General features: G+C 59.1%; 23 protein-coding genes. 12 read left to right on the top strand and 11 right to left on the bottom strand.

Annotation, left to right across the window (positions count from 1 at the left end; all coding sequences use genetic code 11):
* Positions 1 to 2 precede the first annotated feature (2 nt).
* From GF108_RS21300 to GF108_RS21290, 3 genes are read right to left on the bottom strand one after another with little or no spacing between them, the layout of a single operon-like run.
* On the bottom strand, positions 3 to 704 hold the full coding sequence (locus GF108_RS21300; RefSeq protein ID WP_153670344.1) for a hypothetical protein: 702 nt from the start codon (positions 702 to 704) through the stop codon (positions 3 to 5).
* A gap of 4 nt (positions 705 to 708) precedes the next feature.
* Entirely contained in the window at positions 709 to 1,647 is a 939-nt protein-coding gene (locus GF108_RS21295; protein ID WP_153670343.1) for a hypothetical protein, read from the bottom strand.
* A 1-nt stretch (position 1,648) separates the two neighbouring features.
* Positions 1,649 to 2,467 (bottom strand): hypothetical protein, encoded by an 819-nt coding sequence (locus GF108_RS21290; RefSeq protein ID WP_153670342.1) that lies wholly within the window; start codon positions 2,465 to 2,467, stop codon positions 1,649 to 1,651.
* Between the two features lie 445 nt (positions 2,468 to 2,912).
* On the opposite strand from GF108_RS21290, the gene GF108_RS21285 reads away from it, so the two are divergent.
* The 3 genes from GF108_RS21285 to GF108_RS21275 all read left to right on the top strand — a co-directional run bounded on the left by GF108_RS21285 (position 2,913) and on the right by GF108_RS21275 (position 7,096).
* Positions 2,913 to 4,013: a helix-turn-helix transcriptional regulator gene (locus GF108_RS21285; RefSeq protein WP_051615245.1), complete on the top strand. Its 1,101-nt coding sequence runs from the start codon at positions 2,913 to 2,915 to the stop codon at positions 4,011 to 4,013.
* Between the two features lie 274 nt (positions 4,014 to 4,287).
* Positions 4,288 to 5,040 carry a response regulator transcription factor gene (locus GF108_RS21280; RefSeq protein WP_051615243.1) on the top strand — a complete coding sequence of 251 codons (753 nt, stop codon included), beginning with the start codon at positions 4,288 to 4,290 and terminating at the stop codon, positions 5,038 to 5,040.
* 427 nt (positions 5,041 to 5,467) lie between these two features.
* Positions 5,468 to 7,096, top strand: a complete 1,629-nt coding sequence (locus tag GF108_RS21275; protein ID WP_370462268.1) for an MFS transporter — start codon at positions 5,468 to 5,470, stop codon at positions 7,094 to 7,096.
* A gap of 6 nt (positions 7,097 to 7,102) precedes the next feature.
* Here the strand turns inward: GF108_RS21275 and GF108_RS21270 are convergent, their stop codons facing one another.
* The 4 genes from GF108_RS21270 to GF108_RS21255 all read right to left on the bottom strand — a co-directional run bounded on the left by GF108_RS21270 (position 7,103) and on the right by GF108_RS21255 (position 9,761).
* Positions 7,103 to 7,525: a nuclear transport factor 2 family protein gene (locus tag GF108_RS21270; RefSeq protein ID WP_153670341.1), complete on the bottom strand. Its 423-nt coding sequence runs from the start codon at positions 7,523 to 7,525 to the stop codon at positions 7,103 to 7,105.
* Positions 7,526 to 7,605: 80 nt separating this feature from the next.
* Positions 7,606 to 8,847 carry an RNA polymerase sigma factor gene (locus GF108_RS21265; RefSeq protein ID WP_153670340.1) on the bottom strand — a complete coding sequence of 414 codons (1,242 nt, stop codon included), beginning with the start codon at positions 8,845 to 8,847 and terminating at the stop codon, positions 7,606 to 7,608.
* Entirely contained in the window at positions 8,844 to 9,218 is a 375-nt protein-coding gene (locus GF108_RS21260; protein ID WP_091951744.1) for a YciI family protein, read from the bottom strand. The genes GF108_RS21265 and GF108_RS21260 overlap by 4 nt, the downstream gene beginning before the upstream one ends.
* Before the next feature lie 129 nt (positions 9,219 to 9,347).
* On the bottom strand, positions 9,348 to 9,761 hold the full coding sequence (locus GF108_RS21255; RefSeq protein ID WP_153670339.1) for an SH3 domain-containing protein: 414 nt from the start codon (positions 9,759 to 9,761) through the stop codon (positions 9,348 to 9,350).
* 168 nt (positions 9,762 to 9,929) lie between these two features.
* Between GF108_RS21255 and tam the strand changes: the two genes are divergently transcribed.
* From tam to GF108_RS21240, 3 genes are all read left to right on the top strand, one after another.
* Positions 9,930 to 10,694 (top strand): trans-aconitate 2-methyltransferase, encoded by a 765-nt coding sequence (gene tam, locus GF108_RS21250; protein ID WP_370462267.1) that lies wholly within the window; start codon positions 9,930 to 9,932, stop codon positions 10,692 to 10,694.
* 294 nt (positions 10,695 to 10,988) lie between these two features.
* On the top strand, positions 10,989 to 12,281 hold the full coding sequence (locus GF108_RS21245) for an NCS2 family permease (protein ID WP_091924801.1): 1,293 nt from the start codon (positions 10,989 to 10,991) through the stop codon (positions 12,279 to 12,281).
* Positions 12,282 to 12,352: 71 nt separating this feature from the next.
* Entirely contained in the window at positions 12,353 to 12,958 is a 606-nt protein-coding gene (locus GF108_RS21240) for a deaminase (protein WP_153670338.1), read from the top strand.
* A 74-nt stretch (positions 12,959 to 13,032) separates the two neighbouring features.
* Here GF108_RS21240 and GF108_RS21235 read toward each other — a convergent pair whose 3' ends face one another.
* Both GF108_RS21235 and puuE read right to left on the bottom strand, forming a co-directional pair.
* Positions 13,033 to 13,518, bottom strand: coding sequence for an ureidoglycolate lyase (locus tag GF108_RS21235; RefSeq protein WP_153670337.1), 486 nt, complete (start codon positions 13,516 to 13,518; stop codon positions 13,033 to 13,035).
* 10 nt (positions 13,519 to 13,528) lie between these two features.
* Entirely contained in the window at positions 13,529 to 14,947 is a 1,419-nt protein-coding gene (gene puuE / locus GF108_RS21230; RefSeq protein ID WP_370462266.1) for an allantoinase PuuE, read from the bottom strand.
* Between the two features lie 174 nt (positions 14,948 to 15,121).
* Between puuE and uraH the strand changes: the two genes are divergently transcribed.
* The 4 genes from uraH to xdhC are packed head-to-tail and all read left to right on the top strand — an operon-like array spanning position 15,122 to position 20,174.
* A complete protein-coding gene (gene uraH, locus GF108_RS21225) occupies positions 15,122 to 15,484 on the top strand; it encodes a hydroxyisourate hydrolase (RefSeq protein ID WP_153670336.1) in 363 nt (120 codons plus the stop codon).
* A gap of 6 nt (positions 15,485 to 15,490) precedes the next feature.
* On the top strand, positions 15,491 to 16,969 hold the full coding sequence (gene xdhA, locus GF108_RS21220) for a xanthine dehydrogenase small subunit (protein ID WP_153670335.1): 1,479 nt from the start codon (positions 15,491 to 15,493) through the stop codon (positions 16,967 to 16,969).
* 10 nt (positions 16,970 to 16,979) lie between these two features.
* Positions 16,980 to 19,310 (top strand): xanthine dehydrogenase molybdopterin binding subunit, encoded by a 2,331-nt coding sequence (gene xdhB / locus GF108_RS21215; RefSeq protein ID WP_153670334.1) that lies wholly within the window; start codon positions 16,980 to 16,982, stop codon positions 19,308 to 19,310.
* A 6-nt stretch (positions 19,311 to 19,316) separates the two neighbouring features.
* A complete protein-coding gene (gene xdhC / locus GF108_RS21210) occupies positions 19,317 to 20,174 on the top strand; it encodes a xanthine dehydrogenase accessory protein XdhC (protein ID WP_153670333.1) in 858 nt (285 codons plus the stop codon).
* 11 nt (positions 20,175 to 20,185) lie between these two features.
* On the opposite strand, the gene GF108_RS21205 is transcribed toward xdhC, so the two are convergent.
* Positions 20,186 to 21,100, bottom strand: coding sequence for a LysR family transcriptional regulator (locus tag GF108_RS21205; RefSeq protein WP_091924838.1), 915 nt, complete (start codon positions 21,098 to 21,100; stop codon positions 20,186 to 20,188).
* Between the two features lie 134 nt (positions 21,101 to 21,234).
* On the opposite strand from GF108_RS21205, the gene GF108_RS21200 reads away from it, so the two are divergent.
* The gene (locus GF108_RS21200; protein WP_027232846.1) at positions 21,235 to 22,476 is read left to right on the top strand and encodes a urate hydroxylase PuuD; all 1,242 of its coding nucleotides are present in this window, start codon (positions 21,235 to 21,237) and stop codon (positions 22,474 to 22,476) included.
* Positions 22,473 to 23,825 (top strand): guanine deaminase, encoded by a 1,353-nt coding sequence (gene guaD / locus GF108_RS21195; RefSeq protein WP_370462265.1) that lies wholly within the window; start codon positions 22,473 to 22,475, stop codon positions 23,823 to 23,825. The genes GF108_RS21200 and guaD overlap by 4 nt, the downstream gene beginning before the upstream one ends.
* A gap of 24 nt (positions 23,826 to 23,849) precedes the next feature.
* Here guaD and GF108_RS21190 read toward each other — a convergent pair whose 3' ends face one another.
* Positions 23,850 to 24,698, bottom strand: coding sequence for an IclR family transcriptional regulator (locus GF108_RS21190; protein ID WP_246664074.1), 849 nt, complete (start codon positions 24,696 to 24,698; stop codon positions 23,850 to 23,852).
* Between the last annotated feature and the right edge of the window lie 98 nt (positions 24,699 to 24,796).

The following is a 24,796-nucleotide window of genomic DNA, read 5'->3' as shown; positions in this document are numbered from 1 at the left end:
TACTATGAAGCCTTCCGCGCCGGCCGGGTTTCGACGATACGCGGCCGTTGAAAGCGGATGCGCCCCTTGTCAGGTTCAGCCTTGCGCGGTTCCTTGCGGCTGATGACGATACGGGCATCGGCTTCGATTCGGAATACGAGCCCTTGCGTGGCAATCAGCTTGAAGTTCTCGGGGTCGAACTTTTTTCCGGCCGTCACCATGATAGGCTTGAGTTCGCTCAAGCGTTTCGCATCACCCTTGGTGAACTCCACCGTGACAGAACCCTTGGCACTGCCGAGTTTGTTCTCGATGCCGTACCTGGTTGGCTCGAGCAGCGTCAGGGCAAAAATGTCGCCTTTCGTCAGGCGTGTGCTGTCAAAGCTCGCCTGCTTGCCTTCGCCAACATGGACCGACCATCCCGTACCGGCAGTCGTGTGAAAGACGACATAGCCCTTTGACGACACAGGCTGCCCGGCTTCCGTACCGCAGCAGCAGCCATCTTTCGAGCCTTGCTGGGTCTTGGCGAGATCAATGTCGAGTTGCATCGAGGTCGCATCGTCGCGAACCTCGAAACTGACATTTCCCATGTGCTTTCCGTCTTTGCGTACGGTTGCCGAATAGACCCCGGCGACCGTAAACTGATGGACAATGCTGGTGGTGAGCCCAAGCGCCCCGCTGTCAAAAACGGTGGCCTCGAACAATTGCCGGTTGAGGTTCGCTAACATCGTTTCATCCTATATCTGCTTCCAGAATCATCTCGACATCGTTGTTGAAGACGTTGAGTTTCCGGATCGGGATCTTGACGAGTATGAGCATGGAAGGACCGAAATTGTTCGGGTTGGTGGTTTCCGGCAGCAACGGGTAGGGGTCTTCGATCGCCGTCAGCGCAGTTTTGTCGCCGAAATAGTCGATGATGAATTGGGCGATGATGTCGAGCAGTCCAAAGCTGACATTCAGAAGGTCAGAGATCCATTCCTGAATATCGTCGGGAATGTCGAGGATCGCCCGAACGAGATCGACGACAGGCCCGAGTATCCCCTTCACGATGTCCCTCGCCCAGCCGGGAAGGAAAAAGAGAAGGTTGTCGACCGCTGCGTTGACCGCTGCCTCCAGCAAGTCGCCGACGGTGTCACCCACATCGATAGGGTCGATATCGACAATCGGATCATGGAAGAACAGGCGCCATTCGCTCGCCAGGGAAGGTACGGCGTCCTGGGCATCCCAGGCGTTCATCCCGGGTGGGCGCGCCGGGTTGTCAAAATGGCGCATGACAAGGCGCCCGGTCAGCGACACTTCCGAAACGAGCCCGCCAAGCGGCAGCGTGATGGCGATATCGGGATCGTCGTCGAAGATGCAGATTTTCGGCAGGCGAAGGGCACAGCCGAATGGCGTCGGGATGATGCACCAGCCGCCAATACAGATGCTCGGTATATCGATGCCAAGCGACAGGTCGAGCTTGTCCCATTTGATGTCGAGTTCGTCGATCTTGACCGTATTGTCGCCGCGAAGATCGACATTGCCGTTCTCAAGGTGGAAGGCGACGTCATAACTTGCGGTGAAAGGTCCAAAGTCGGCGCTGTCGGCGTCCGCGAAGGTGAAGTTGTCGCGGATGGCATTGAAGAGGCGAACGAAGCTCGCTTCGGAAGCGGCAATGGTGAGGTTGGCCATTTCAGATCACCTCCAGGTTGATGAATGCCTTCAACTGGTCGTCCTCGATCGCCGGATTGTTCGGAACCGCCGCCGAGATCGGCGTTGGCTTGACGACGACGCTCACGACGTTCTTGATGATTTCCAGCGGCGCCCGTTCAAGCAGGATGCGAAGTTTTGGGATAAGGCCGAGTTTCAGCATCATCTCAAGATAGCATTCCAGTATCGCTTCGAGTTCGTCGGGGCGGATATCGACGATCTCGATCCGGTCGAGAAACGGCTCCAGGTAGGGCTTGCCGTTGTAGAAGCGGATCCGCACGCCGCCCACGGCGAAGACTTCCAGACAGAAGCACATCAGGCTGCGTACGGGCAGCGGTCGCGGCGGTACCGGATCCCGGCCCTTGTCGTCACGGTCGGGTTTGTCCTTGGGAGGATCAATAAGCCTGTCGACGGGGAAATCACGCGGGCAGCCAAGACCAAGGCATACCCCGAGCGCCATTGCGAAGCGTTGCGGCGCGAGCTTTCCGAGTTCCGGGGGTAAGGCAATCCCTTTGCCTGGGTGAAAGTCGATCTTGGCCTCGGTGAACTGAACGGCGAGTTCCATGGCGAAGTTGGTGCCCGGTATCTGAAGGGGGTCGATGCGCGTCATCAGTGGATTGTTGCGTTGGGCAACGACAGGGTGCGCATCGATTTGCCGGCACAGCAGCCCAGGATTGGCGATGACGCCAAGCGAAGCATAATTGAACAATGACGGCCGCTGCCGGCGGACGTGTCCTATCACTGCATTGAACGCATCTTCATGAAACGAGGCGAAGATGTCGCAATTATCCGTAAATGCCATGTTGGTTCCCCCTCGAATGGCAGTCGCAGCAAAGCACAGGCGGCCGAATCGCTCTCCGCGAGATGAATGAAGATTATCTTGCGATGCTGCTAGAAGTCGTTGGCGGGACGGGACCGCCTTGCGCTGTGAAATAATCTGTGGAATATTTACAGCTACAGGTTGAATATGGGATGTACGCTCGTTTGTCTCAAATAATACATCGTAGTGCGTTTGATCTATCAATGTTATGAGAAAATATACTGACAGTCGAACCAAATAATGGGCTAATCGGTAATCAGTTGGGGTTATATATTTAGCTAATCGGCTTTGTCCGTACGGAGTTCCCGCGGTCTTGGAGCAAGTTGGCGCATCGGAGCCATTGCTCCGATTATCTAGGGTTGCTGTGGAAAAATTCTCTCGCAGCGCTATACTCGCGCAAGATAAGACAGTTCAGCGGCAAAGTGGGATGAAGCACGACTTGAAGCTTATCGACGACGAGTTCATTGACCTCGTATATGCTTCCCTCCTGGGTGAAACCAGCTGGCAGCATTTTCTCGATCGGCTTGCGGCGACCCTTCCGGACGGCAAATCAACCCTCTTTTATCATGATCAGTACAAGGCAACTGGCGCCTTGTCATTGACCTCCGGGATGACCTCCAAGCAGGTCAACCAGTACGACACTTATTTCTGCCGCATCAATCCGTGGATGCCGAGGGCCGCGAACCGCAAGATCGGTATCGGTGTAACGGCGGAACAGATGCTGCCCTATGACCGGCTGGTGAAGACCGAGTTCTATAGCGACTTTCTTGTGCCGGCCGGCGCCGAATCTGCAGTGGGTGTAACGATCGTTCGCACTGAAGGGCGGTCTTTTCTTTTAAGCATTCTAACCAGCGAGCGAGAAACTGAGCGCACTGCCGAAGCGGCCGAATTGCTGACCCGACTGGCGCCGCATCTCAACAGGGTCTTCAAATATTATCAGAACCGTTCATTCAACAGGTTCAGCAAGGAAGCCCGGGGTCTTGCCTTCGACGCCATCGATGTCGGGCTGATTATCGTCGGCGACAGTTCCCGGATAAAGTCCGCCTCGGAGACCGCGCAGAAGATAATGGAGCAGGGAAACTGTGTGCGCACCTCCGCGCTGGGGAAACTGCACATCGCCTCGCACGATGCTGAAGCCATGTTGCAGAAGATGCTCGATCGCACGTCGCACGAGCCGAAATATGCGAGTTTTCAGGTCGATGACGTCAAGGTGACGTTGATCCATGTCCAGAAGGACAGGTTCTCTTTCTTCTTCGAGGGGCCGACTGTCGTGGTGATTCTCGAGCCGCAACGCACGACGCCACGCGTATTCGACCTTGCGGAGTTCCGCGAAATGTATGCGCTTACCGGTGCCGAAGTCAGGGCCTTGAACGGCTTGATCGGCGGCCGGACGGCCGATGAAATCGCCGCCGAGGCGGGGCTCTCCCGAGAGACGATCAGGTCGCAAATCAAGAGCTTATATGCCAAGACCAATGCCGCCAACCAGGTCGAATTGATCCGGATGGTTGCAGGCCTGGAAGGCCTTTAAACCTTCTTTCAAACAAAAAATTTGCAGTTTTTTTTGTTTCACCCCGCAGGGTGAAGCGCTTTGCCGGAAAATCGACAACTATGGGCTTCCGTTAGACAATTCGCTCCCTGAAACATTCAGGCAAGTGAAGGAACGGACACCAAAGTGGAGTAAGCCGTGGCCGGCTGAAAAGTGCTCAAGAGGTCGACCGGCCATCGCAGTAAATCATGTCGTACAACTTAGAGTTACAAACAACTGATGGAAAATCAGTGAGTAAGTTTTAGGGGTGAGTATCATGTCAGGAATCACGTATGAGCGAATACCGGATGGCAGGCCAATTGCCGACCGACGTACAGCTGCCCGTCGTGCCACGCTGCATATCGCTTCGGAAAATCCACGGCCGCAAAAGTCGCTTGCCATCATCGACGGGCGCGTGCTCTCTCGCGAGCACCTCTCCTGGGGTCTCCTTGCGAATGGGCTCGGCCTGCATATCGTCAATTTCGGCTCGGTGAATGATATCGAAGACTTCGATGCCTCGGAGTTTTCAGCCATTCTCGTGTGTGTCGACGATTCAAGATTCATGGATAACTCGATTGTGCTCGAAATCGAGGAACTGGTGCTGAGATTCCCGAACGCACCGGTCATCGTCCAGGCCGATATTTGCGGCTTCCAGCAAATACTGACCGTTCTCGAGCATGGGGCACGGGGCTATCTTCCAGGCAATGCCGGCATATCGGTCTGCATGGAAGCAATTTCGATGGCGTTGGCCGGGGGTGTGTTTGTTGCGGCCGAAAATCTGACTGATATCCAGCGCATCCTGGGGACGAGGCGCTACCAATCCAAGCGGGGGGCGATGTTTACACCGCGCGAGGAGGACGTCATTCAGGTGCTGCGGCTCGGTAAGGCGAACAAGTCAATTGCGTATACGCTGAACCTTGCACCGAACACCGTCAAAGTTCATGTCCGCAATATTCTCAAGAAGCTGCGCGTCACGAACCGTTCGGAAGCAATCTACAAGATCAACGCGATGTATGATGAGGTGGCGTGATGTTTAGCCTCGGCATTTTCTTCGCATTGACGACTTTCCTCATGGTGAGCCTGTTGGATCAGGTGCTGCGCCAAACCAGTGGGGACCTGGCGGAGAGCCGGGTGGCCAGGTGGCACCGATCCGACGGGGACGAGGCTCGCCATGGGGAAACCATTTGAACGAGGGGCGCGCAAAGCAGCAATTGCACCGTAGATGATGAGTGCAGTGCTCAATCGAATTCAAGGGACGTTCGCAATTGATGCGGCGTCCCTTTTTTATTTGGGCGCCGTCCCCGTCGACAAGGGAGAGGAAGGGCGAGTCTCACCCACACTTCCTTAAGACCGAAAACGTAAGTTGAACGCACTCATCGTTCGCAAGAACTGGAATTCGCGGCAGGCTCGCCTATAAGGGCACTACGAGCCATCACCGCAAACAGGAAGCATTCGAGGTGCCAGACCGAATATCGCCACTTGCGCCGTTCAGACACGAAACGTTCCGCACGATCTGGATCGCCAATCTCTCCTCGAATTTCGGATCACTCATTCAGGCGGTCGGCGCCGCATGGATGATGACCACGATCTCGAGTTCGGTCGATATGGTCGCACTCGTTCAGGCATCGACCGCCCTGCCGATCATGCTGTTTTCGCTCATTTCCGGTGCACTGGCGGATAATTTCAATCGCCGTGCCGTCATGATCGTGGCGCAGACCTTCATGGTCGTCATTTCCGTGCTCCTGACGGTCTTCGCCTATCTCGGACTGATCACGCCCTGGCTCCTCCTCGCATTCACTTTCCTGCTCGGTTGCGGAACTGCGCTCAATAATCCGTCGTGGCAGGCATCCGTCGGCGATATGGTGCCCCGCGACGATCTTCCGGGCGCCGTCGCGCTCAACAGCATGGGTTTCAACATTACGCGCAGCGTCGGCCCGGCGGTCGGCGGCGTTATCGTCGCCGCAGCGGGCGCGGCGGCGGCCTTTGCCGTCAACGCGGTCAGCTACTTTCCGATCATATTCGCCTTGATGCGCTGGCAGCCGAAATACCCGCCCAATACCTTGCCGCGCGAGACGATGGGGCGGGCGATTTCCGCGGGCCTGCGCTACGTTGCGATGTCGCCCAATATCGGCAAGGTAATCTTCCGTGGCTTCATCTTCGGTTTTTCGGCGAGCGCCGTGCTGGCGCTGTTGCCGCTCGTCGCGCGTGACCTGGTGGGCGGCGGTCCGCTCGTCTACGGCGTCATGCTGGGATCGTTCGGTATTGGCGCCATCGGCGGGGCGCTCCTCAGCGCGCGGCTGCGCGAGTTCCTGTCGAGCGAAGCAATCGTCCGCATTGCTTTTGCCGGATTTGCCGTGAGCTCCGCCATTGCAGCCGTAAGCCCGACCGCCTGGCCGACCAATGCAGCCCTTCTTGCTGCGGGCGCCTGCTGGGTACTCGCGCTCTCATTGTTCAATGTCACCGTCCAGCTTTCGACGCCGCGTTGGGTGGTAGGACGCGCCCTGTCGCTTTACCAGACCACCACCTTCGGCGGAATTGCTGCCGGCAGCTGGCTCTGGGGTGTTATGGCCGGTGAATATGGGGCCGACAAGGCGCTGCTCGCATCGAGCGTCATCATGCTTGCGGGTGCCGCCATAGGCCTCCGCTATGCCTTGCCGGAATTCAAGACGCTCAATCTCGATCCGCTCAACCGCTTCAGCGAGCCCCTGCTGGCACTCGATCTGAAACCGCGCAGCGGCCCTATCGTCATCATGATCGACTACATCATTGCCGAGGAAGACGTTCCGGAGTTTCTTAGCGTCATGGCCGAGCGGCGGCGCGTGCGCATTCGCGATGGCGCGGGCCATTGGGCGCTGATGCGCGATCTCGAAAATCCAGAAGTGTGGACCGAGAGCTACCACACCCCTACCTGGGTCGAGTATGTCCGCCACAACCAGCGGCGGACGCACGCCGATGCCGAGATCTGGGATCGTATCCGCAAGCTTCATCGCGGCGAAGACAATCCGCGCGTGCATCGCATGGTCGAGCGCCAGACCATCGTCCCGCATGATATCGAGGCGCATAAGACCCCGATCGACATGGCTTGATGGCGTTTACGGCTTAAGGTCGAAAGCGCCCTTCATGCTGCCGTCCATGTAAAACGGTACTGAGCTGTGGACATGGGTGATCCGCCAGGTACCCTCCTGCTTGATGAGGCCAAGGGTCTGGCGGAACCAGAGATCGACATTCTGGCCGTCAGTCTTGGTGCCGGTCATGCGCACGAGGCTCGTTGCGAAGGCTACGTCGCCGCCGACTTCAATGCGCGTATCGCGCGCTTCGCCGCCGATCGGTCCTTCCCAGGTGTCGAACCAGCCTGCAAGATCTTCCGCGTCCTTGCCCTTGTGCTGGAGCGGCGGTGCGAGGGTGAACTGTACGACGTCGTCGGTCAGGTTCGAAATAACTTTTGCGGCGTCCTTGGCAGTTATGGCGCTGGACCAGGCCTCGATGGCCGCCTCGACTGCATGTCTCTCGTCCATGGGACTTCTCCTTGATTGATGAACCTCATCTCAAGGACGAACGAAAAGCCGCCAAACCGACAGCAACTGAAACAGATTGTCTAGCCTTCGGCTAGCCTGTCGAGATGCATCCTGATATGGGCCGCTTCGGCCGCCGTATTCGCCAGCGAAATTGCGTGATTAAAAGCTTCGCGTGCTTCCTTGGTGCGTCCAACCTTCATCAACAGGCCGCCCTTGACGCCGAAGAAGTGGAAGTAGCCTGAAAGTCTTTCCTCCAGCGGCTCTATCAAGGCAAGCGCGGCTTCCGGCCCCTTTACCTTCGCCACAGCGACGGCCCGGTTAAGAGTAACAACTGGCGAAGGGGTCAGCCGTTCGAGCGCGACGTAAAGGAGGTCGATTTCCGTCCAGTCGGTGTCCTCGGCCCGCGCGGCCCTCGCATGCAGCGCGGCAATGGCCGCCTGGATCTGATAGGGACCGGGGCGGCGATGGCGCATCGCCTTGTCAATCAATGCGAGGCCCTCGGCGATCATCTTGCTGTTCCACAGGCTCCTGTCCTGATCTTCGAGAAGGACGACCGCGCCGTCGGCGTCGAAGCGGGCGGCACTACGCGCGCTTTGCAGAAGGAGGAGGGCGGCGAGCCCCATGATTTCAGGTTCGGCCGGGAAGAGGCGCAGTAGCAGCCGCGCGAGCCTTATGGCCTCATCGCAGAGCGGGAAACGCGCCTGCTGCTCATGGCCGCCAGCCGAATAGCCTTCGTTGAAGATAAGGTAGACCATGGCGGCAACAACCGCGAGCCGTTCGGAACGCTCGACGGGGCCTGGTGTTTCGAACGGCACGTCGCCGCTGCCGATACGAGATTTCGCCCGGGTGATGCGCTGTTCCATGGCGCTCTCGCTAACCAGAAATGCGCGCGCAATTTGCCGGACGGACAGCCCGGAAACGATGCGCAAGGCGAGCGGGATCTGCTGGGTTGCCGGAAGATCGGGATGGCAGCAGATGAAAAGAAGTCGCAATATATCGTCGCGATAGTCGGAATTGTCGATCTTCTCGGCAATCGCGGTCTCGCGGTCGCCAAGGTCTGACAGCAATTCCTCGGGCGGCAGCGGCTGTTGCTTCGCCTGACGCCTGACGCCATCGATTGCGCTGTTACGGCCAACGAATATGAGCCAGGCTGTGGGATCGCGAGGCGGCCCGTTCGTCTGCCAGTTTTTCAAGGCACGCAGGCATGCCTCCTGAAAGGCTTCTTCGGCGATATCGAGATTGCGGAAATAACGCAGCAGCGCACCCACCGCCTGGGGGCGGGCGGCCGTCAATGCTGCGTCGATCCAGCACCCTTCGCTCATGTCAGATCGACTCCGGGCCGGAAGATGGAGACAGGGCGTATTTCGTAGGAACCCGTGCCCGGATTGGCGACGGCAAGATCCTTCGCCGTGTCGATGGCCTCTTCGAGCGATGCGCACTCGATGATGTAGAAACCGAGCAATTGCTCCTTGGTCTCGGCAAATGGGCCGTCGATGATAATCGGCTCGTCACGGCCCTTGCGCAGCGTCGTTGCCGCAGTCGTTGGTAAAAGACGCGCGACGGGGCCGAGCCGGCCCTGCTCCCTGAGCTTGTCCTGGACTTTGCCAAGCCGCTCCATGACGGCGTCGTCTTCTTCCTTGGTCCAGGCGCCGACGACATCCTCGGGATTGTAGCAAAAAATGGCGTAGAGCATTCGCGTTCGTTCCTCTCTGAGTGATGACGAACAGGTAACGCCAATCCCGACAGCGGGTCGAGAATTTTTATGCGATTTCAGTCGAATAAACCCTGATGCGCCGCCAGCGCGACCAGCCGGTCGCTTACATTACGGACAGGGGTAGCCCGGCGCGATCCGGCAGTTCGGCCGAGGCCGATAATAGGGTGGCGGCGGACGGTATGCGGGCGGGCGATAATATGGAGGCCGGTAGGGCGGCCTGACGACGATCGTCGGCTGGATGACGACTGCCGGCGGACGCGTCGAAACGGCGCGATCGATGTAGTTGGCCGACAGCCAGCCGCGCAGCCCCTGATAGCCGACGCGGCACCAGCTTCCTTCGCAAGCGAGAACATCGACCCGCAACCCTGGCGCGAGAGTCGCGACTTTTGCGTAGCCGGTGCCCGGACCCGTTCGAATGTTCACGTTGCCCGTTGTATAGGCGGTATAGGCAGCAGCATAAGCGGGCCAGGCGAGAACGCCGAAGCAAATGAAAATAATCGACAGAATCCGTTTATGCGTCATCGCCGCTTCCATCCCGGTTTCTACAACTTCTGTTTGCAATGAGATTCTGTTTTGCTGAGCTTGTCCAGCCGGTTCCGGCCTGTTGATCGATAATGGCTGTAATCCCGGGACCCTTCGGATATCCTGCAGTCGAATCTTTGAAACGGAGGCGCCAAAAGTGGCAAGGCTGTGTGGTCGCCAGACCAGTATCTGAAATTCGAAGACGAGCGTACGCGCCCGGCCAATGACCTGCTGACCGCTATTCCCAATCAGGACGTAAAGCGGGCAGTGGACCTTGGCTGCGGTCCGGGCAATTCGACCGAGCTCCTCGTCAAGCGATATCCGGGTGCGGTCATTGCCGGCATCGACTCGTCTGCGGAAATGATCGAGCAGGCAAAACGTCGCCTTCCGGACCTGTCATTCGCCGTGGCCGATATCGACGCCTGGCAACCCGGGGAGAAGGTTGACCTGCTCTATGGCAATGCCGTCATGCAATGGCTGCCAGATCACGACCAGCTCTTTCCGCGGCTGCTCGGCTTCCTCAATGAGGGGGGCTCGCTGGCCTTGCAGATGCCCGACAACCTCGAGCAACCCACTCACGTGGCGATGCGCGAGGTGGCGAGAGAGGGCGCCTGGGCCAAGAAGATGGCGCAGGCCGATCTTTCCCGCACCAAGGTTGGCGACGCCTCATTCTACTATCAGTTGTTGCGGCCATTGGCGCAACGCGTCGATATCTGGCGCACGACCTACCATCATCCCCTGCAAGGTCTTGATGGGATTATCGAATGGTTTAAGGGTTCGGGCCTGCGTCCTTATCTTGCGGCGCTTGACGAAGACGAGCGTTTGCGTTTTCTTGAGGAGTACAGGGAGCGCATCGCCCCACACTATCCCCTGATGCGCGATGGCACGGTCTTATTGCCTTTCCCACGCCTGTTCATCGTGGCAACGCGCTGAACGAGCCTCGAATCTCCAGGGCTGACGGCATTTTCTTTGGCTTTCGAAATCAAGAATTTATTGAAGGTGTTTCGCAAATGAATGCGGAATGGGCACCTAGCATCCATTGTGCGAAAAACGCACAATCGGCTTTGCGGTGGCGACACCGGGAGAATGATGCGCGTGCAGAGGAGTGCACGACAATCATTTTTTCAAGTGGAGAACTATTGAAAATTAGAACGGATGCCATGCTTTCTGGTGCATAACGCACCGGGCGGCAGCCGGAGACTCGGCGTTTTGCCAAGGGGAGGAACAATGCTCGACAGGCTTTTCAAGCTCAAAGGCCACAACACGTCCGTGCGCACGGAAGTGCTGGCCGGTATCACGACATTCCTGACGATGTCGTACATCATCTTCGTCAATCCAGAGATCCTGTCCTCGACTGGCATGGACCGCAACGCCATATTCGTGGCGACCTGTATCGCGGCCGCCTTGGGCTCTGCCGTCATGGCCTTGGTCGCTAACTGGCCGATCGGCATGGCGCCGGGCATGGGTCTCAATGCCTTCTTCGCCTTTACGGTGGTCGGGGCCATGGGTTTCACCTGGCAGCAGGCGCTCGGCGCCGTATTCATCTCCGGCTGTATCTTCCTGCTGCTGACGGTAACCGGGGTGCGCAGCTGGCTCGTCGCCGGCATTCCCAAATCGCTGCGCAGCGCGATCGCCGCCGGTATCGGTCTGTTCCTTGCCTTTATTGCCCTTAAGACCTCCGGCATCGTCGTTGCCAATCCGGCAACATTCGTTGGGCTGGGTCATCTCGGCGCAACGGGCACGTTGCTTGCAATTCTCGGCTTCTTCATCATTGCCGCGCTTGACGCCATGAAGGTACGTGGATCGATCCTCATCGGCATTCTCGCCGTGACGGTCCTGTCGGTGCTGCTCGGCGTCAGCGAATTCAAGGGCGTCTTCTCGGCTCCGCCGAGCCTTGCGCCGACATTCCTGCAGCTTGATGTTCTCGGCGCACTGCATACGGGTTTCCTGCAGGTCATCCTCGTCTTCGTTCTGGTTGAAGTCTTCGATGCCACCGGTACACTTATCGGCGTCAGCAAACGCGCCGGCCTCATCGAAGAAGGCAAACCGAACAATCTTGGCCGCGCTCTCTTTGCCGACAGCACCGCGATCGTTGCCGGTTCGCTTCTTGGTACCAGCAGTACCACGGCCTATGTCGAGAGCGCGTCCGGTGTTCAGGCTGGCGGACGTACAGGCCTGACGGCACTGACGATCGCCGTTTTGTTCCTTGCTGCCCTGTTCATTGCGCCGCTCGCTGCATCCGTGCCGGGCTACGCAACGGCGCCTGCGCTGCTCTATGTCGCCGGCCTCATGATGCATGAGCTCGTTGACATCGAATGGCGCGACGTGACTGAATCGACGCCGGCCGCCCTGACCGCGTTGATGATCCCGTTCACCTACTCGATCGCCAACGGTCTCGCCTTCGGCTTCATCAGCTATGTCGTGCTGAAGACGCTGACTGGACGCGTAAGCTCGATCCATCCCGCGACATGGCTCGTAGCTATCCTCTTTGTCGTGCGGTTCGCCCTGTTCCCGGTCTAACAGTGCAACCTGGTCCGGGCCCAATTCAGGGCCCGGACCAGGTCGTTTCAACCCGAAAAGAAAGACCAAAAATGCCATCAGAAACTTCAACCACAAAGGTGCTCGACGCGTTGCTCGATGCAATGGAACAAAAAATCATTCCGATGACGGAGAAGGGCGTTGCGGCCGGAAACAAGATTTTCGGCGCGGCGCTCCTGCGCAAATCGGATCTGTCGGTCGTTTTGGCCGAAACCAACAACGAGACGGAAAATCCACTCTGGCACGGCGAAGTCCATACGCTGAAGCAATTCTACGAGGTCGATGGCGACAAGCGCCCGGATTCCCGCGATCTTATTTTCCTGTCGACGCATGAGCCATGTTCGATGTGCCTTTCGGCGATCACCTGGGCCGGCTTCGACAATTTCTACTATTTCTTCAGCCATGAGGATTCCCGCGATGCCTTCGCCATTCCGCATGACCTGAAGATCCTGAAAGAGGTCTTCACGCTGGAGCCCGGCGGCTATAACACCGAAAACGCCTTCTGGAAGAGCTATTCGATCCACAAGCTGATTGCGCAGCAACCGGAACCTGATCGGATGAGGTTGCAGGAGCGGGCCGCTTCGATCGCGCGCAAGTATGATGATCTGTCCGCGCAGTACCAGGCCAGCAAGGGGGGCAATTCGATCCCGCTCAACTGACCCATCCGATTACAAAAGAAGGCCGCCCGAGTTCGGGCGGCCTTTCTGTTTAAAGGCAGGGCATGCTCTCTAGATCAGCGGACCAGGAACGGCTCCGCATAGAAGTGTTCTTCGAGGTTGATCCCGTCGCCGCCGCGGTCGATCACGACGAAGTCGCTTTCGCCGCCAAGCGGCGTGAGGATGCCGTGCCATACGTTGCGATGAATATTCACGCCCTGGCCTGGAGAAGTGATGAAGGCGACCGGATCGCTAGGTCCGCCACGCCCGTCATGCGCGGCAACCACGAGGAACGGGTTGGCCGAGAGCGGCACGAAAGCCTGGCTCCCGAACGGGTGGCGTTCAACCATGCCAAGCTCCAGCGGCAGTTCATAAGGCTTGCCGCGCAGGAGGCTGATCAGGGTGCGGGCGTTGTCACCCGTGGTCTCGACCTTGGCAAGGTCATGATAGCGGGTGCACATGCCGTGATTGATGGGAAAGCTGTGCGCGCCTTCCCTCTCGATGACGTCCCCGAAAGGCGCAAAGGCTTCCCGCGTCAATTTCTGGATCAGTATTTCACGCATCGGCCCGCCCTCAGTCCGGCAACATGTCGCGCAGGCGCAGCAGGGCAATCTTTTCGACCTGACGGCAGGCTGTGTTGAACTCGGTGTCGCGATCATTGGCAATGCGGGTCTGGAACGCTTCAAGGATCGCTTGCTTGTTCAGCCCCCGCACAGCGATGATGAAGGGAAAGCCGAACCGCCTGACGTAGTCGGTGTTCAATTTCGTGAACTCGGCCCGTTCCTCGTCGGTCAGGGCGTCGAGCCCCGCGGAAGCCTGCTCTTGTGTCGAACTCTCGGTCAGGCGTTTTGCCTGCGCCAGTTTGCCGGCAAGATCGGGGTGGGCATTGAGGACGGCGAGCCGTTCCTCTTGCGTGCCCAAGCGAAACACTGTGCGGAGTGCCGCATGCAGTCCGGATGCCGTGTCATGGGCGGGCGAAAGCTCCCCGGCAAAAGCCCGGCGGGCAATCCACGGCGAATGTTCGAATACGCCGCCGAAGCGGTCGACGAAGGTCGTTTCGTCAAGTGCGGATGGGCGCGCGGCGTGAGGCTTATAGGGATGGGTGGCGGCCCAATGTTGCGCGATGTCGGCGCGGCGGGCGAGCCACACTTTTTCATGGGATTGGACGTAGTCGATGAAACGTGCGAGCGCGGCGCTGCGGCCAGGGCGGCCGATGAGCCGGCAATGCAGGCCGATGCTCATCATCTTGGGGGAGCCGGCCGCGCCTTCTGCATAGAGCGTATCGAAACTGTCTTTCAGATAGGCGAAGAACTGATCGCCGGAGTTGAACCCTTGTGGGGTCGCGAAGCGCATGTCGTTGGCGTCGAGCGTATAGGGGATTACCAGCTGCGACTTGCCGTTGTGCTCGTACCAGTAGGGCAGGTCATCGGCATAGGAATCCGAAACATAGTCAAAACCGCCCTCGTCGGTGACAAGATCAACGGTATTGACTGACGTCCGGCCGGTGTACCAGCCCTTCGGCCGCTCGCCGGTGGCGGCAGTGTGGATGCGGATCGCCTCGAGCAGGTGCTCGCGCTCGGCCTCCGGCGTGAAATCCCTGTAGTCGATCCATTTCAGCCCGTGCGAGGCGATTTCCCAATCCGCATCGAGCATTGCCGCAACCTGGGCCGGCGAGCGCTGTAATGCCGTGGCGACGCCATAGACGGTGACGGGCACATTTTTCGAGGTCAACAGCTCGTGCAAGCGCCAGAAACCGGCGCGTGCGCCATATTCGTAGATGGACTCCATGTTCCAGTGGCGCTGTCCCTGCCAGGGCTGCGCGCCCACAATCTCCGACAGGAAGGCCTCGGACGCCGCATCGCCGTGCAGGACGCAGTTCTCGCCGCCTTCCTCGTAATTGACAACGAACTGAACGGCGATGTGCGCATCGCCAGGCCAATTCGCGCGCGGCGCTTTACCGCCATAACCATGCATGTCGCGGGGATATCTCACAGAATTCTCCTCCTCAGTCCTTCACTCCGTTTTCTGATTACTCAAATTACCGGCGAAGCATTCCCCCTGAAAAATTTGAAAGTCCCTTTACCAAGCTCCGGCTACCCCGCGAGCACGCCAAACGACAAACTGAGTGTTGGATATTTTAAGAAGTTCTCCACGGGAGGAGGAACGATGCATTCTCACAACGATGCGACCGGGCGCTTGACGACCCATGTGCTCGACACGGCGAGCGGCAAACCAGCCGCCGGACTCAAGGTCGATCTCTATCGCATCGAAGGCGATGCGCTGCAGCCTTTGCACAGCACCCTTACCAACGATGATGGCCGCTGCGACAGTCCATTGCTTTCGGGTGGGAGCATGCGTTCAGGGGCGTACGAGCTTCGTTTTCATGTCGGCGCCTATTTCGGCGGCCGAGAAGAGACGCCGTTTCTCGACGTCGTGCCGATCCGCTTCGGCATAGACGACGAAAAGGCCCACTATCATGTGCCACTGCTTGTGGCGCCCTTTGCCTATTCGACCTATCGCGGGAGCTGATGCGCCATGGCTAGCAAGATTCGCAATTGCGTCCGCTTTGTTCTCAACAGCACCCTCGTCGAACTCAGCAATATCGCCACTACCGAAACCCTGCTCGATTTCCTTCGCCTCGGCCGGAGGCTGCGTGGCACCAAGGAAGGGTGCGCGGAGGGCGATTGCGGCGCGTGCACGGTGCTCGTCGGCCGGCTACTCGATGGCAGGCTCAAATATGAGTCGGTCAATGCCTGCATCCGTTTCGTCGGTTCGCTCGATGGGTGCCATGTGGTGACAGTCGAGGCGCTCGCTGCAACGGATGGCAGCCTCCATCCCGTCCAGCGCGCCATGGTCGACACGCATGCATCGCAGTGCGGGTTCTGCACGCCGGGTTTCGTGATGTCGCTTTACGGCCTCTGGATGGAAGATCCGCATCCCGGCGTCGAGGCCATCGAAAAAGCACTGCAGGGCAATCTTTGCCGCTGCACCGGCTATGCCGCGATCATTCGCGCCGCCGAGAGCATTTCGGCGGTGGGCGATGCCAGCGAGGATCCGCTCGTCACCGAACGAGCGCGCATTACGGAGCAATTGCTCGCCCTCAAGGACAACAAGCGCGTTGCCATCGGCGAAGGCAAGCAACAGCTCATTGTTCCGGCAAATGTCGACGATCTCGCTGACGTGCTCGAATCCCATCCTGGTGCAACGATCGTTGCGGGCTCAACCGATGTCGGCCTTTGGGTGACCAAGTTCATGCGCGATATCGGCCCGGTCGTATTCCTGTCGCGGCTCGATGATTTGCGCCAGATCACAGAGGAGTCGAACCATCTCGTCCTCGGCGCGGGCGTCACCTATACCGAGGCTTATCCGGCCATCACCCGCCATTTCCCGCAGCTGAAGGAGTTGTGGAACAGGATCGGCGGCGAGCAGGTCCGCAATATGGGGACTGTGGGCGGCAACGTCGCCAATGGTTCACCCATCGGCGATACGCCGCCCGCACTCATCGGTCTTGGCGCTGTCGTCGAACTGCGCAAGGGCAATGTCAGGCGTTCGGTTCCAATAGAGAAATACTTCATCGAGTACGGCAAACAGGATCGCACCCCCGGCGAGTTCGTCGAAGCCATTCGTATTCCCCGCCTCGCGTCCGATGATCTCTTTGCCGTCTATAAGATATCGAAGCGGCTTGACGAGGACATCTCGTCCGTATGCGGCGCTTTCCGTGTCCGGCTCGACCAGCAGGGACGCGTCGAGAGTGCGTTGATCGCCTTCGGCGGCATGGCTGGTACGCCAAAGCGTGCCGCTGCAGTCGAGCAGGCTTTGGTGGGTGCGATATGGGACGAGGCATCGATTGAGGCTGCGATCCAACAATTCCCACAGGATTTCACGCCGCTGACGGATTTGCGCGCTTCCGCCGATTACCGGATGCTGACTGCCAAAAACCTCTTGCGGCGCTTCTATCTTGAATCCGCCGGTGAGAAGTGCGTGCGGTTGAACCGCTACGCCGTGGCCGGTTGAGGAGGATGCGATGAATTCGATACAACCGATCACAAGCATTCGTGGTGGCGTCCACGAGAAACTGCCGCATGAGTCCGGCCACAAACACGTCGCGGGTACCGCCGAATATATCGACGACATGCCCGAACCGGCTGGCACGCTCCACGCCTATCTTGGCTTGTCGCAGCGGGCACATGCCGAGATCGTCTCGATCGATCTCGATGCGGTCGCTGCCTGCGAAGGCGTTGTCGGCGTGCTCACCGCGGACGACATTCCCGGCCACAACGACGTGAGCCCTGCCGGCAAGCACGACGATCCGGTCTTTGCGGTAGGCAAGGTCGAGTTTCATGGTCAACCGATTTTCGCCGTCATCGCCGAAACCCGGCAGATGGCGCGCCAGGCGGCCACGAAGGCGAAGATAGAATATCGTGATCTGGACCACGTCACGGATGTTCTTGAGGCGGAGAGGGCCAATTATCCCCTCGTTATCGATCCGCTGAAACTCGAACGCGGCGACATTGTCGCGGGCATGTCTAAAGCCAGGAATCGGCTCGTAGGCGAGATGCGCATCGGCGGACAGGATCATTTCTATCTCGAAGGCCATATCTCCTTCGCCATTCCCGGCGAGGACGACGAGGTTATCGTCTATTCCTCGACCCAGCACCCGAGCGAGACCCAGCACATGGTTGCGCACGTTCTCGGCGTTCCGTCGAATGCCGTTACGGTCAATGTGCGGCGCATGGGCGGCGGTTTCGGCGGCAAGGAAACGCAGGCCAATCTTTTTGCTGCCGCGGCAGCGATTGCTGCCAAGAAATACAACCGCGCTGTCAAGATACGCCCTGACCGCGATGACGATATGGTTGCGACAGGCAAGCGCCACGACTTCCACGTCGCCTATGAACTCGGATTTGACGATGAAGGCCGGATCGAGGCCGTAGACGCGACCTATTCGGCCCGCTGCGGATTCTCCGCTGATCTGTCGGGACCTGTGACGGACCGCGCGCTCTTTCATGCCGATAATTGCTATTTCTATCCGCATGTCCGGCTTCGCTCGCGCCCGTTGAAGACCAACACGGTCTCCAACACCGCGTTTCGCGGCTTCGGCGGTCCCCAGGGAATGGTCGGCGGCGAGCGCATGATCGAGGAGATCGCCTATGCGCTCGGCAAGGATCCGCTCGACATCCGCAAAGCCAATTTCTATGGTGGAGAAGGCAGGAACGTCACGCCTTACCACCAGACGGTCGAGGATAACATTATCCCGCAGATCGTGGCGGAACTCGAGGAATCGTCCGATTACGCTGCACGGCGCGCGGCCATCCTCAATTTCAACCGCGAGAGCCGCATCATCCGCAAGGGCATCGCGCTGACGCCGGTGAAATTCGGCATTTCGTTCACCAAGACCGAGTATAATCAGGCAGGCGCCCTCGTTCACGTCTATGCCGATGGCTCGATCCATCTCAACCATGGCGGCACGGAAATGGGGCAGGGGCTCTATACCAAGGTTGCGCAGGTGGTGGCGGACGAGTTCCAGGTCGATCTCGACCGCATCAAGGTCACTGCGACGACGACGGCGAAAGTGCCCAACACCTCTGCAACAGCGGCCTCGTCTGGCTCTGATCTCAACGGCATGGCTGCCGCCAATGCGGCCCAGCAGATCAAGGCGCGCCTTGTCGATTTCGCTGTCGAGAAATTTGGCGTTGAGAAGGAAGAGGTTTTCTTTGCGCCGAACATGGTGCGGGCCGGCGACAATCTCATTGCCTTCAACGAGTTCATCAGGGCTGCCTATGGCGCGCGCGTGCAACTTTCCGCAGCCGGATTCTACAAGACGCCGAAGATACATTGGAACCGGTCCGAAGGTCGCGGCCGCCCGTTTTACTATTTCGCTTACGGTGCGTCGGTATCTGAAGTCAGCATCGATACTTTAACCGGGGAATATCAGGTCGACCGGACCGATGTCCTTCACGATGTCGGGCGCTCGCTCAATCCGGCTCTCGATCTTGGCCAGGTGGAAGGCGCTTTCGTGCAGGGCATGGGCTGGCTGACCACCGAGGAACTCTGGTGGGATGCCAAGGGACGGCTGCGCACCCACGCGCCATCGACCTACAAGATCCCGCTGGCCTCCGATCGGCCACGTCAATTCAATGTCAATCTCGCCAGCTGGTCCGTAAACCGCGAAGAGACGATCCGACGTTCGAAGGCAGTGGGTGAGCCGCCATTCATGCTGGCGATCTCGGTGCTTGAAGCGCTGTCGATGGCGGTGGCGAGCGTTGCGGACTATTGTCTGTCGCCGCGCCTCGACGCGCCGGCAACGCCGGAACGCGTATTGATGGCTGTCGAGCGCTTGCGGGAAGCCGGGAGGTGATTTTCCATGCCAAGCAATCGCGACGATATCAGGGATTTCCTCAACCGGCGCAAGCGCGTCGTCCTCGTTGAAGTAAAGGCGGCCGATGGTTCGACGCCGCGGGACGCCGGCGCCTGGATGCTGGTGGCGCCGGATCGCATTTTCGGCACGATCGGCGGTGGCCAGCTGGAGTACATAGCCATCGATCATGCCCGCCGTGCTTTGAAGCGCGGGAGCGAGATTGAGGCGCTGACCGTGCCGCTCGGTCCGGAAATCGGCCAATGTTGCGGCGGTCGCGTTGCCCTCGACTTCAAGCCTGTCGACCGCGATGCCGCCGCCGCCCTCGTTGAAAAGGTTGACCGCGAAATCGCCCAGCGCCCGCATGTTTACGTGTTTGGCGGGGGCCATGTCGGTGACGCGCTGGCCATGGCGCTTTCGCTGGTGCCGCTCCGGGTCATTCTGGTCGACACGCGCGAGGAAGAATTGTCTGCCTCACAGGTTCCGGGTGTCGAGACCTGTCTGACCGCCATGCCTGAAGCGCTCGTGCGCGACGCGCCGGAGGGGAGCGCCTTCGTCATCCTGACCCATGACCATGCGCTCGACTTCCTAATCGCCGCCGAAGCGCTCGCCAGAAGCGACGCGTCCTATGTCGGCATGATCGGATCGAAGACGAAGCGTGCGACATTCCGCAACTGGTTGACGCGGGAAGTGGGCCGCCCAGAGGTCTTCGAGAGGCTGGTTTGCCCTGTCGGCGGTACAGCCGTCAAGGACAAGCGTCCGCCGGTCATTGCTGCGCTCGCGGCCGCGGAAGTCATGACGGCAGCACTTAACTACCGGCAACGGAACGCCAGCGTCGCAAGCAGCAAATTGCGCGTCCCGGCCTGACCGGTCGAGGCTTATTTCAGCATTTCCGTAACGAGACGCTGGCAGCGCTCGGTCATGAAATCGATCATCAGGCGAACCTTCGGATCCTGGAAGCGTTTGTGCGGATAGATCGCAGCAAGCTGGATGCTCGCCGGCGGCGTGTCTTCGAGGATGGGCACCAGTTCGCCGTCGTTGAGATGGCTTTTCACTTCGAAAAGCGGCTTGTTGATGATCCCGCGCCCGTCGAGCGCCCAGCGTGTCAGAACATCGCCATCGTCTGAATCGTAAGGTCCGCTGACCTCGAGCTTGCGCAAGCCTTCGGGCGTCTGCAGCGTCCAGTAATACTCCTTGGACCCCGGATAGCGCAGAAGCAGGCAGTCGTGATGGTCAGCAATGAGATCATCCGGGGTCGCCGGGGTTCCGCGTCTGGCAAGATAGTCCGGCGAGGCGCAGATTACGCGCTCGCAATTCATGATGCCGCGCATGCGCAGGTTGGAATCCTCGAGGATGCCCAGCTTGAAAGCAACGTCGACTCCCTCGCTCATGATGTCGATGTTGTGGTCGGAAAGACGCAGGCGCACTTCGATGTCGGGGTACTTGTCATGGAATTCGGGAATGCCTGACGCGATGAGCCGCCTGCCTATGCCGAGCGGGGCGGTAATTCGGATCGCGCCTTTCGGCTTCTTGGCAAGATCGGCGATGGCCGCTTCCGCCTCGTTGATCGCCTCGATGATCTTGACGGCGCCGTCGTAGAATACCCGGCCGTGTTCGGTGGGTGTCAGCTTGCGCGTGGTGCGATTGAAGAGGCGCACGCCAAGATGCCGCTCCAGCTCCTTGATGCGATTGCTCGCAACGGCCGGAGAGGCGCGCTGATCGCGTCCGGCGGCAGACAGGTTTCCGAGTTCGACGACACGAACGAAAACACGAAGGTTATCAAGGTACGACATTGTTTTCGCACAACCCCTACACTGCCCATTGATCTAGCATTTTAAAGTTTTTTTTGAAAGAGATGGGTGCATTAGCCGGTTTCCTCTTGGCATAGGCTTTGGCACATACTCTTCCGACTAAAAGGGAGAGCCACATGTACGAATACGCCGTCGCCTGGGAATGGTTGAATTTCGCCTTCCGCTGGTTGCATGTCATCACCGGTATCGCGTGGATCGGCTCGTCCTTCTATTTCGTCGCGCTCGATCTTGGCCTGCGTCAGCGTCCCGGACTTCCGGCCGGGGCCTATGGCGAGGAGTGGCAGGTACATGGCGGCGGCTTCTACCACATCCAGAAATATCTGGTTGCGCCGGCGCAAATGCCCGAGCATCTGACCTGGTTCAAATGGGAATCCTATGCAACCTGGCTGTCGGGCTTCGCCATGCTTTGCATCGTCTATTACGCCGGCGCCGACCTCTATCTGATCGACCCGCACGTTCTTGACGTATCGCGTCCGGTCGCCATTGCGATTTCGCTCGCCTCGATTTTCGGCGGCTGGGTCGTTTATGACACCATCTGCAAGTCACCGCTCGGCCGGAACGATACGCGGCTGATGGTTCTGCTCTATTTTGTTCTCGTCTTCATGGCCTGGGGCTATACGCACCTTTTCACAGGACGCGCTGCCTTCCTGCATCTTGGCGCCTTCACGGCGACCATCATGTCGGCCAACGTCTTCATGATCATCATTCCCAACCAGAAGAAGGTCGTTGCGGACCTGATCGCCGGCAAGACTCCGGATCCGGCGCTGGGGAAACAGGCCAAGCAGCGTTCGACCCACAACAACTACCTGACGTTGCCGGTGCTGTTTTTGATGCTGTCGAACCACTATCCGCTGGCATTCGGCACGAAATACAATTGGATCATCGCCTCGCTGGTGTTCCTGATGGGCGTCACCATTCGCCATTGGTTCAACACCCGCCATGCCCGCAAGGGTGAGCCGACCTGGACGTGGCTCGCGACGGCAATTCTCTTCATCATTATCATGTGGCTCTCCACCGTGCCCAAGGTTCTGTCGGGCGAGAGCGCGGAAGAAAAGCTCTCCGCGGTGCAGCAGCCATTCGTCAGTGCCGAAGCCTTTCCAAAGGTTCGCGACACGGTGCTTGGCCGCTGCGCGATGTGTCACGCAAAGGAACCCGGCTGGGAGGGCATCATAACAGCGCCGAAGGGCGTGGTGCTTGAATCGGACGGGCAGATCGCCGCCCATGCCCGGGAAATCTATCTGCAAGCCGGGCGCTCGCATGCCATGCCGCCCGCCAATGTCAGCGGTATTACCGACGAGGAACGCAAGCTCCTCGTCTCCTGGTATGAGAGTGCCGTCAAGGGAGGAACCGTTCAGTGAACAAGCTCATTTTGCGCGGCCGTGTGCTGACATTCGTCGAGGAGCCCACCAGCATCGACGATCAGTCGGCCTATAATTATTTCGAAGATGGCGCGGTCCTGGTCGAGGGCGGCAAGATCGTCGATGCCGGCGAATATACCGCCATCGCCCCGGTCGCCGCCGATGCCAAGATCGTCGATCACCGCCCCAATCTTATCATGCCGGGCTTCATCGATACCCATCTGCACTTTCCGCAGACCCAGGCGATTGCCTCGTATGGCGCGCAGCTGCTCGAATGGCTCAACACCTATATTTTTGTCGAGGAACAGAAATTCTCATCGACCGCCCACGCTGATTTCATCGCGGGACGGTTCATGGACGAATTGCTGCGCAACGGCACAACCTCAGCTGTGGCCTATTGCTCGGTGCACCGCGAGAGCGTCCATGCCTATTTTACGGCAGCCGAAAAGCGCGGCATGCTGATGATCGGCGGCAAGGTGATGATGGATCGCAATGCGCCCGACGCGCTCCGCGATACCCCGCAGTCAGGCTATGACGATACCAAGGCGTTGATCGCCAAATGGCATGGACGCGGCCGTGCGCATTATGCCATCAGCCCGCGCTTTGCCATCACCTCGACGCCCGGGCAGATGGAAATGAGCCAGGCCCTGGTGCGCGAACATCCCGAATGCTACGTGCAGACGCACCTTTCGGAAAACCGCGACGAGATCGCATTTGCGACCTCGCTCTATCCGTCGGCCAAGGACTACACCGATATTTATGCCGGGTACGGCCTTCTCGGCGAAAAGATGCTGCTCGGCCATTGCATCTTCCTGTCGGATCGCGAAATTTCCGTGCTCGCCGAGACGAAGTCGGTCGCCGTTTTCTGTCCTACCTCAAATCTGTTCCTCGGCAGCGGCCTCTTTGACCGAGACCGCTTCCGCTCGCTCGGCGCACGCATTTCTGTCGCGACCGATGTCGGCGGCGGTACGAGCTTCTCAATGCTGGAGACGATGAGCGAGGCATACAAGGTGCTGCACGTGCAGGGCCAGCGTCTGTCGCCATTCGCGTCCTATTACATGATGACGCTCGGCAATGCCCGCGCGCTCGGTCTCGAAGACCGCATCGGATCCCTCCGGACCGGAGGCGATGCCGATATCGTCGTTCTCGACAGCAAGGCGAAGCCTGCGATGGAACTGCGCATGCGCACGGCAACGACGCTTGCCGAAGAGCTCTTCATTTTGCAGACGATGGGCGATGACCGCTCGGTCGCCGAAGTCTATGTCGCTGGCAAGCCGATGAAGAGCAGGATCGACACGGCCGCGCCGCAGGCTAAGGCTCGGGCCTTGCCGCAGCTGCAGACCGCGTAGACAGGTGCAGTGACTGGATGGGCCCTATAGTTCGTCCGGTCGCCGTCCGCCCATCGCCTTTGTCAATTCATCCGCTGTGCGGCGTATGACGGGCCCATGCAGGTTGAGCTTCTCCTTGGGCAGGCGGACGGCGGGGCCCGATACCGAAATTCCGGCAATGGCTTCGCCATGTTCATTGAAAAGCGGCGCGGCGATGCAGCGCATCCCGAGCGTGTGCTCCTCGTCGTCGATCGACCAGCCGCGCGAACGGATGTGCTGGATATCTTTCAAGAGTGCCGGCAGCGTATCCAGCGTATGTGCTGTGAGGTGCGCGAGCGTCTTGCCAGTGAGCGCCTGGGCAATATCGGTATCCGACCAGGTCGAAAGAATTGCCTTGCCTATTCCCGACGCATGAATCGGCCCGCGCCGTCCGGGACGGAAGAAAGCCCGCATCGGCGCATGGCTTTCGATCTGCGAGATAAAGACAACGTCGCCTTCATCCTCGATGCCGACATTGGCCGTCTCGCCGCATTCGTCCATCAGGCGCTTGAGAAAGGGGCGGCTGATGGAACCGAGCTTGCGATAACGCAGAAAGGCGTTGCCGATCTCGAAGGCGCCAACGCCGATTGTCCAGTCGCCTGATTCCGGGTCATGGGTGAGCATGCCGTGATTGGCCAGCGAGGTCAGCAGCCGGTGGACAGTCGATGGCGCCATGCCGGTATGGTCCGCGAGATCCATGAGTGTCGAGCCGTCCGCATCCGCGATGAGCTTGAGCAAATGCAAGCTTCGATCCAAGACCTGGACGGAAGACGGAGCCGCGTTCTCATTCGCCTTGCGCCCCCGCTTCCCCTTCAATGACGTGCCCTGCAAAGCCATGATCGCTGCGTGTCCCATTTCGTGTGCCCTCATGTGCCATAGCTGCGCGCAGCCTATTTTACCAGTTTTATTGAAAATCTTTATTTCCATATGATGGAAGTCATTTCCACATTTTG

It is taken from the genome of Phyllobacterium sp. SYP-B3895 (assembly GCF_009647635.1).
Taxonomy (GTDB): domain Bacteria; phylum Pseudomonadota; class Alphaproteobacteria; order Rhizobiales; family Rhizobiaceae; genus Phyllobacterium; species Phyllobacterium pellucidum.
The sequence above is the reverse complement of the archived record's forward strand: the minus strand, read 5'-3'. Positions and strand labels throughout refer to the sequence as shown.

Bases quoted from the DNA above. Each gene is read 5' to 3' on its own strand.
- GF108_RS21300 (WP_153670344.1), bottom strand. From the start codon at position 704: ATGTTAGCGAACCTCAACCGGCAATTGTTCGAGGCCACCGTTTTTGAC.
- GF108_RS21295 (WP_153670343.1), bottom strand. From the start codon at position 1,647: ATGGCCAACCTCACCATTGCCGCTTCCGAAGCGAGCTTCGTTCGCCTC.
- GF108_RS21290 (WP_153670342.1), bottom strand. From the start codon at position 2,467: ATGGCATTTACGGATAATTGCGACATCTTCGCCTCGTTTCATGAAGAT.
- GF108_RS21285 (WP_051615245.1), top strand. From the start codon at position 2,913: ATGAAGCACGACTTGAAGCTTATCGACGACGAGTTCATTGACCTCGTA.
- GF108_RS21280 (WP_051615243.1), top strand. From the start codon at position 4,288: ATGTCAGGAATCACGTATGAGCGAATACCGGATGGCAGGCCAATTGCC.
- GF108_RS21270 (WP_153670341.1), bottom strand. From the start codon at position 7,525: ATGGACGAGAGACATGCAGTCGAGGCGGCCATCGAGGCCTGGTCCAGC.
- GF108_RS21265 (WP_153670340.1), bottom strand. From the start codon at position 8,847: ATGAGCGAAGGGTGCTGGATCGACGCAGCATTGACGGCCGCCCGCCCC.
- GF108_RS21260 (WP_091951744.1), bottom strand. From the start codon at position 9,218: ATGCTCTACGCCATTTTTTGCTACAATCCCGAGGATGTCGTCGGCGCC.
- GF108_RS21255 (WP_153670339.1), bottom strand. From the start codon at position 9,761: ATGACGCATAAACGGATTCTGTCGATTATTTTCATTTGCTTCGGCGTT.
- GF108_RS21245 (WP_091924801.1), top strand. From the start codon at position 10,989: ATGCTCGACAGGCTTTTCAAGCTCAAAGGCCACAACACGTCCGTGCGC.
- GF108_RS21240 (WP_153670338.1), top strand. From the start codon at position 12,353: ATGCCATCAGAAACTTCAACCACAAAGGTGCTCGACGCGTTGCTCGAT.
- GF108_RS21235 (WP_153670337.1), bottom strand. From the start codon at position 13,518: ATGCGTGAAATACTGATCCAGAAATTGACGCGGGAAGCCTTTGCGCCT.
- uraH (WP_153670336.1), top strand. From the start codon at position 15,122: ATGCATTCTCACAACGATGCGACCGGGCGCTTGACGACCCATGTGCTC.
- xdhA (WP_153670335.1), top strand. From the start codon at position 15,491: ATGGCTAGCAAGATTCGCAATTGCGTCCGCTTTGTTCTCAACAGCACC.
- xdhB (WP_153670334.1), top strand. From the start codon at position 16,980: ATGAATTCGATACAACCGATCACAAGCATTCGTGGTGGCGTCCACGAG.
- xdhC (WP_153670333.1), top strand. From the start codon at position 19,317: ATGCCAAGCAATCGCGACGATATCAGGGATTTCCTCAACCGGCGCAAG.
- GF108_RS21205 (WP_091924838.1), bottom strand. From the start codon at position 21,100: ATGTCGTACCTTGATAACCTTCGTGTTTTCGTTCGTGTCGTCGAACTC.
- GF108_RS21200 (WP_027232846.1), top strand. From the start codon at position 21,235: ATGTACGAATACGCCGTCGCCTGGGAATGGTTGAATTTCGCCTTCCGC.
- GF108_RS21190 (WP_246664074.1), bottom strand. From the start codon at position 24,698: ATGGGACACGCAGCGATCATGGCTTTGCAGGGCACGTCATTGAAGGGG.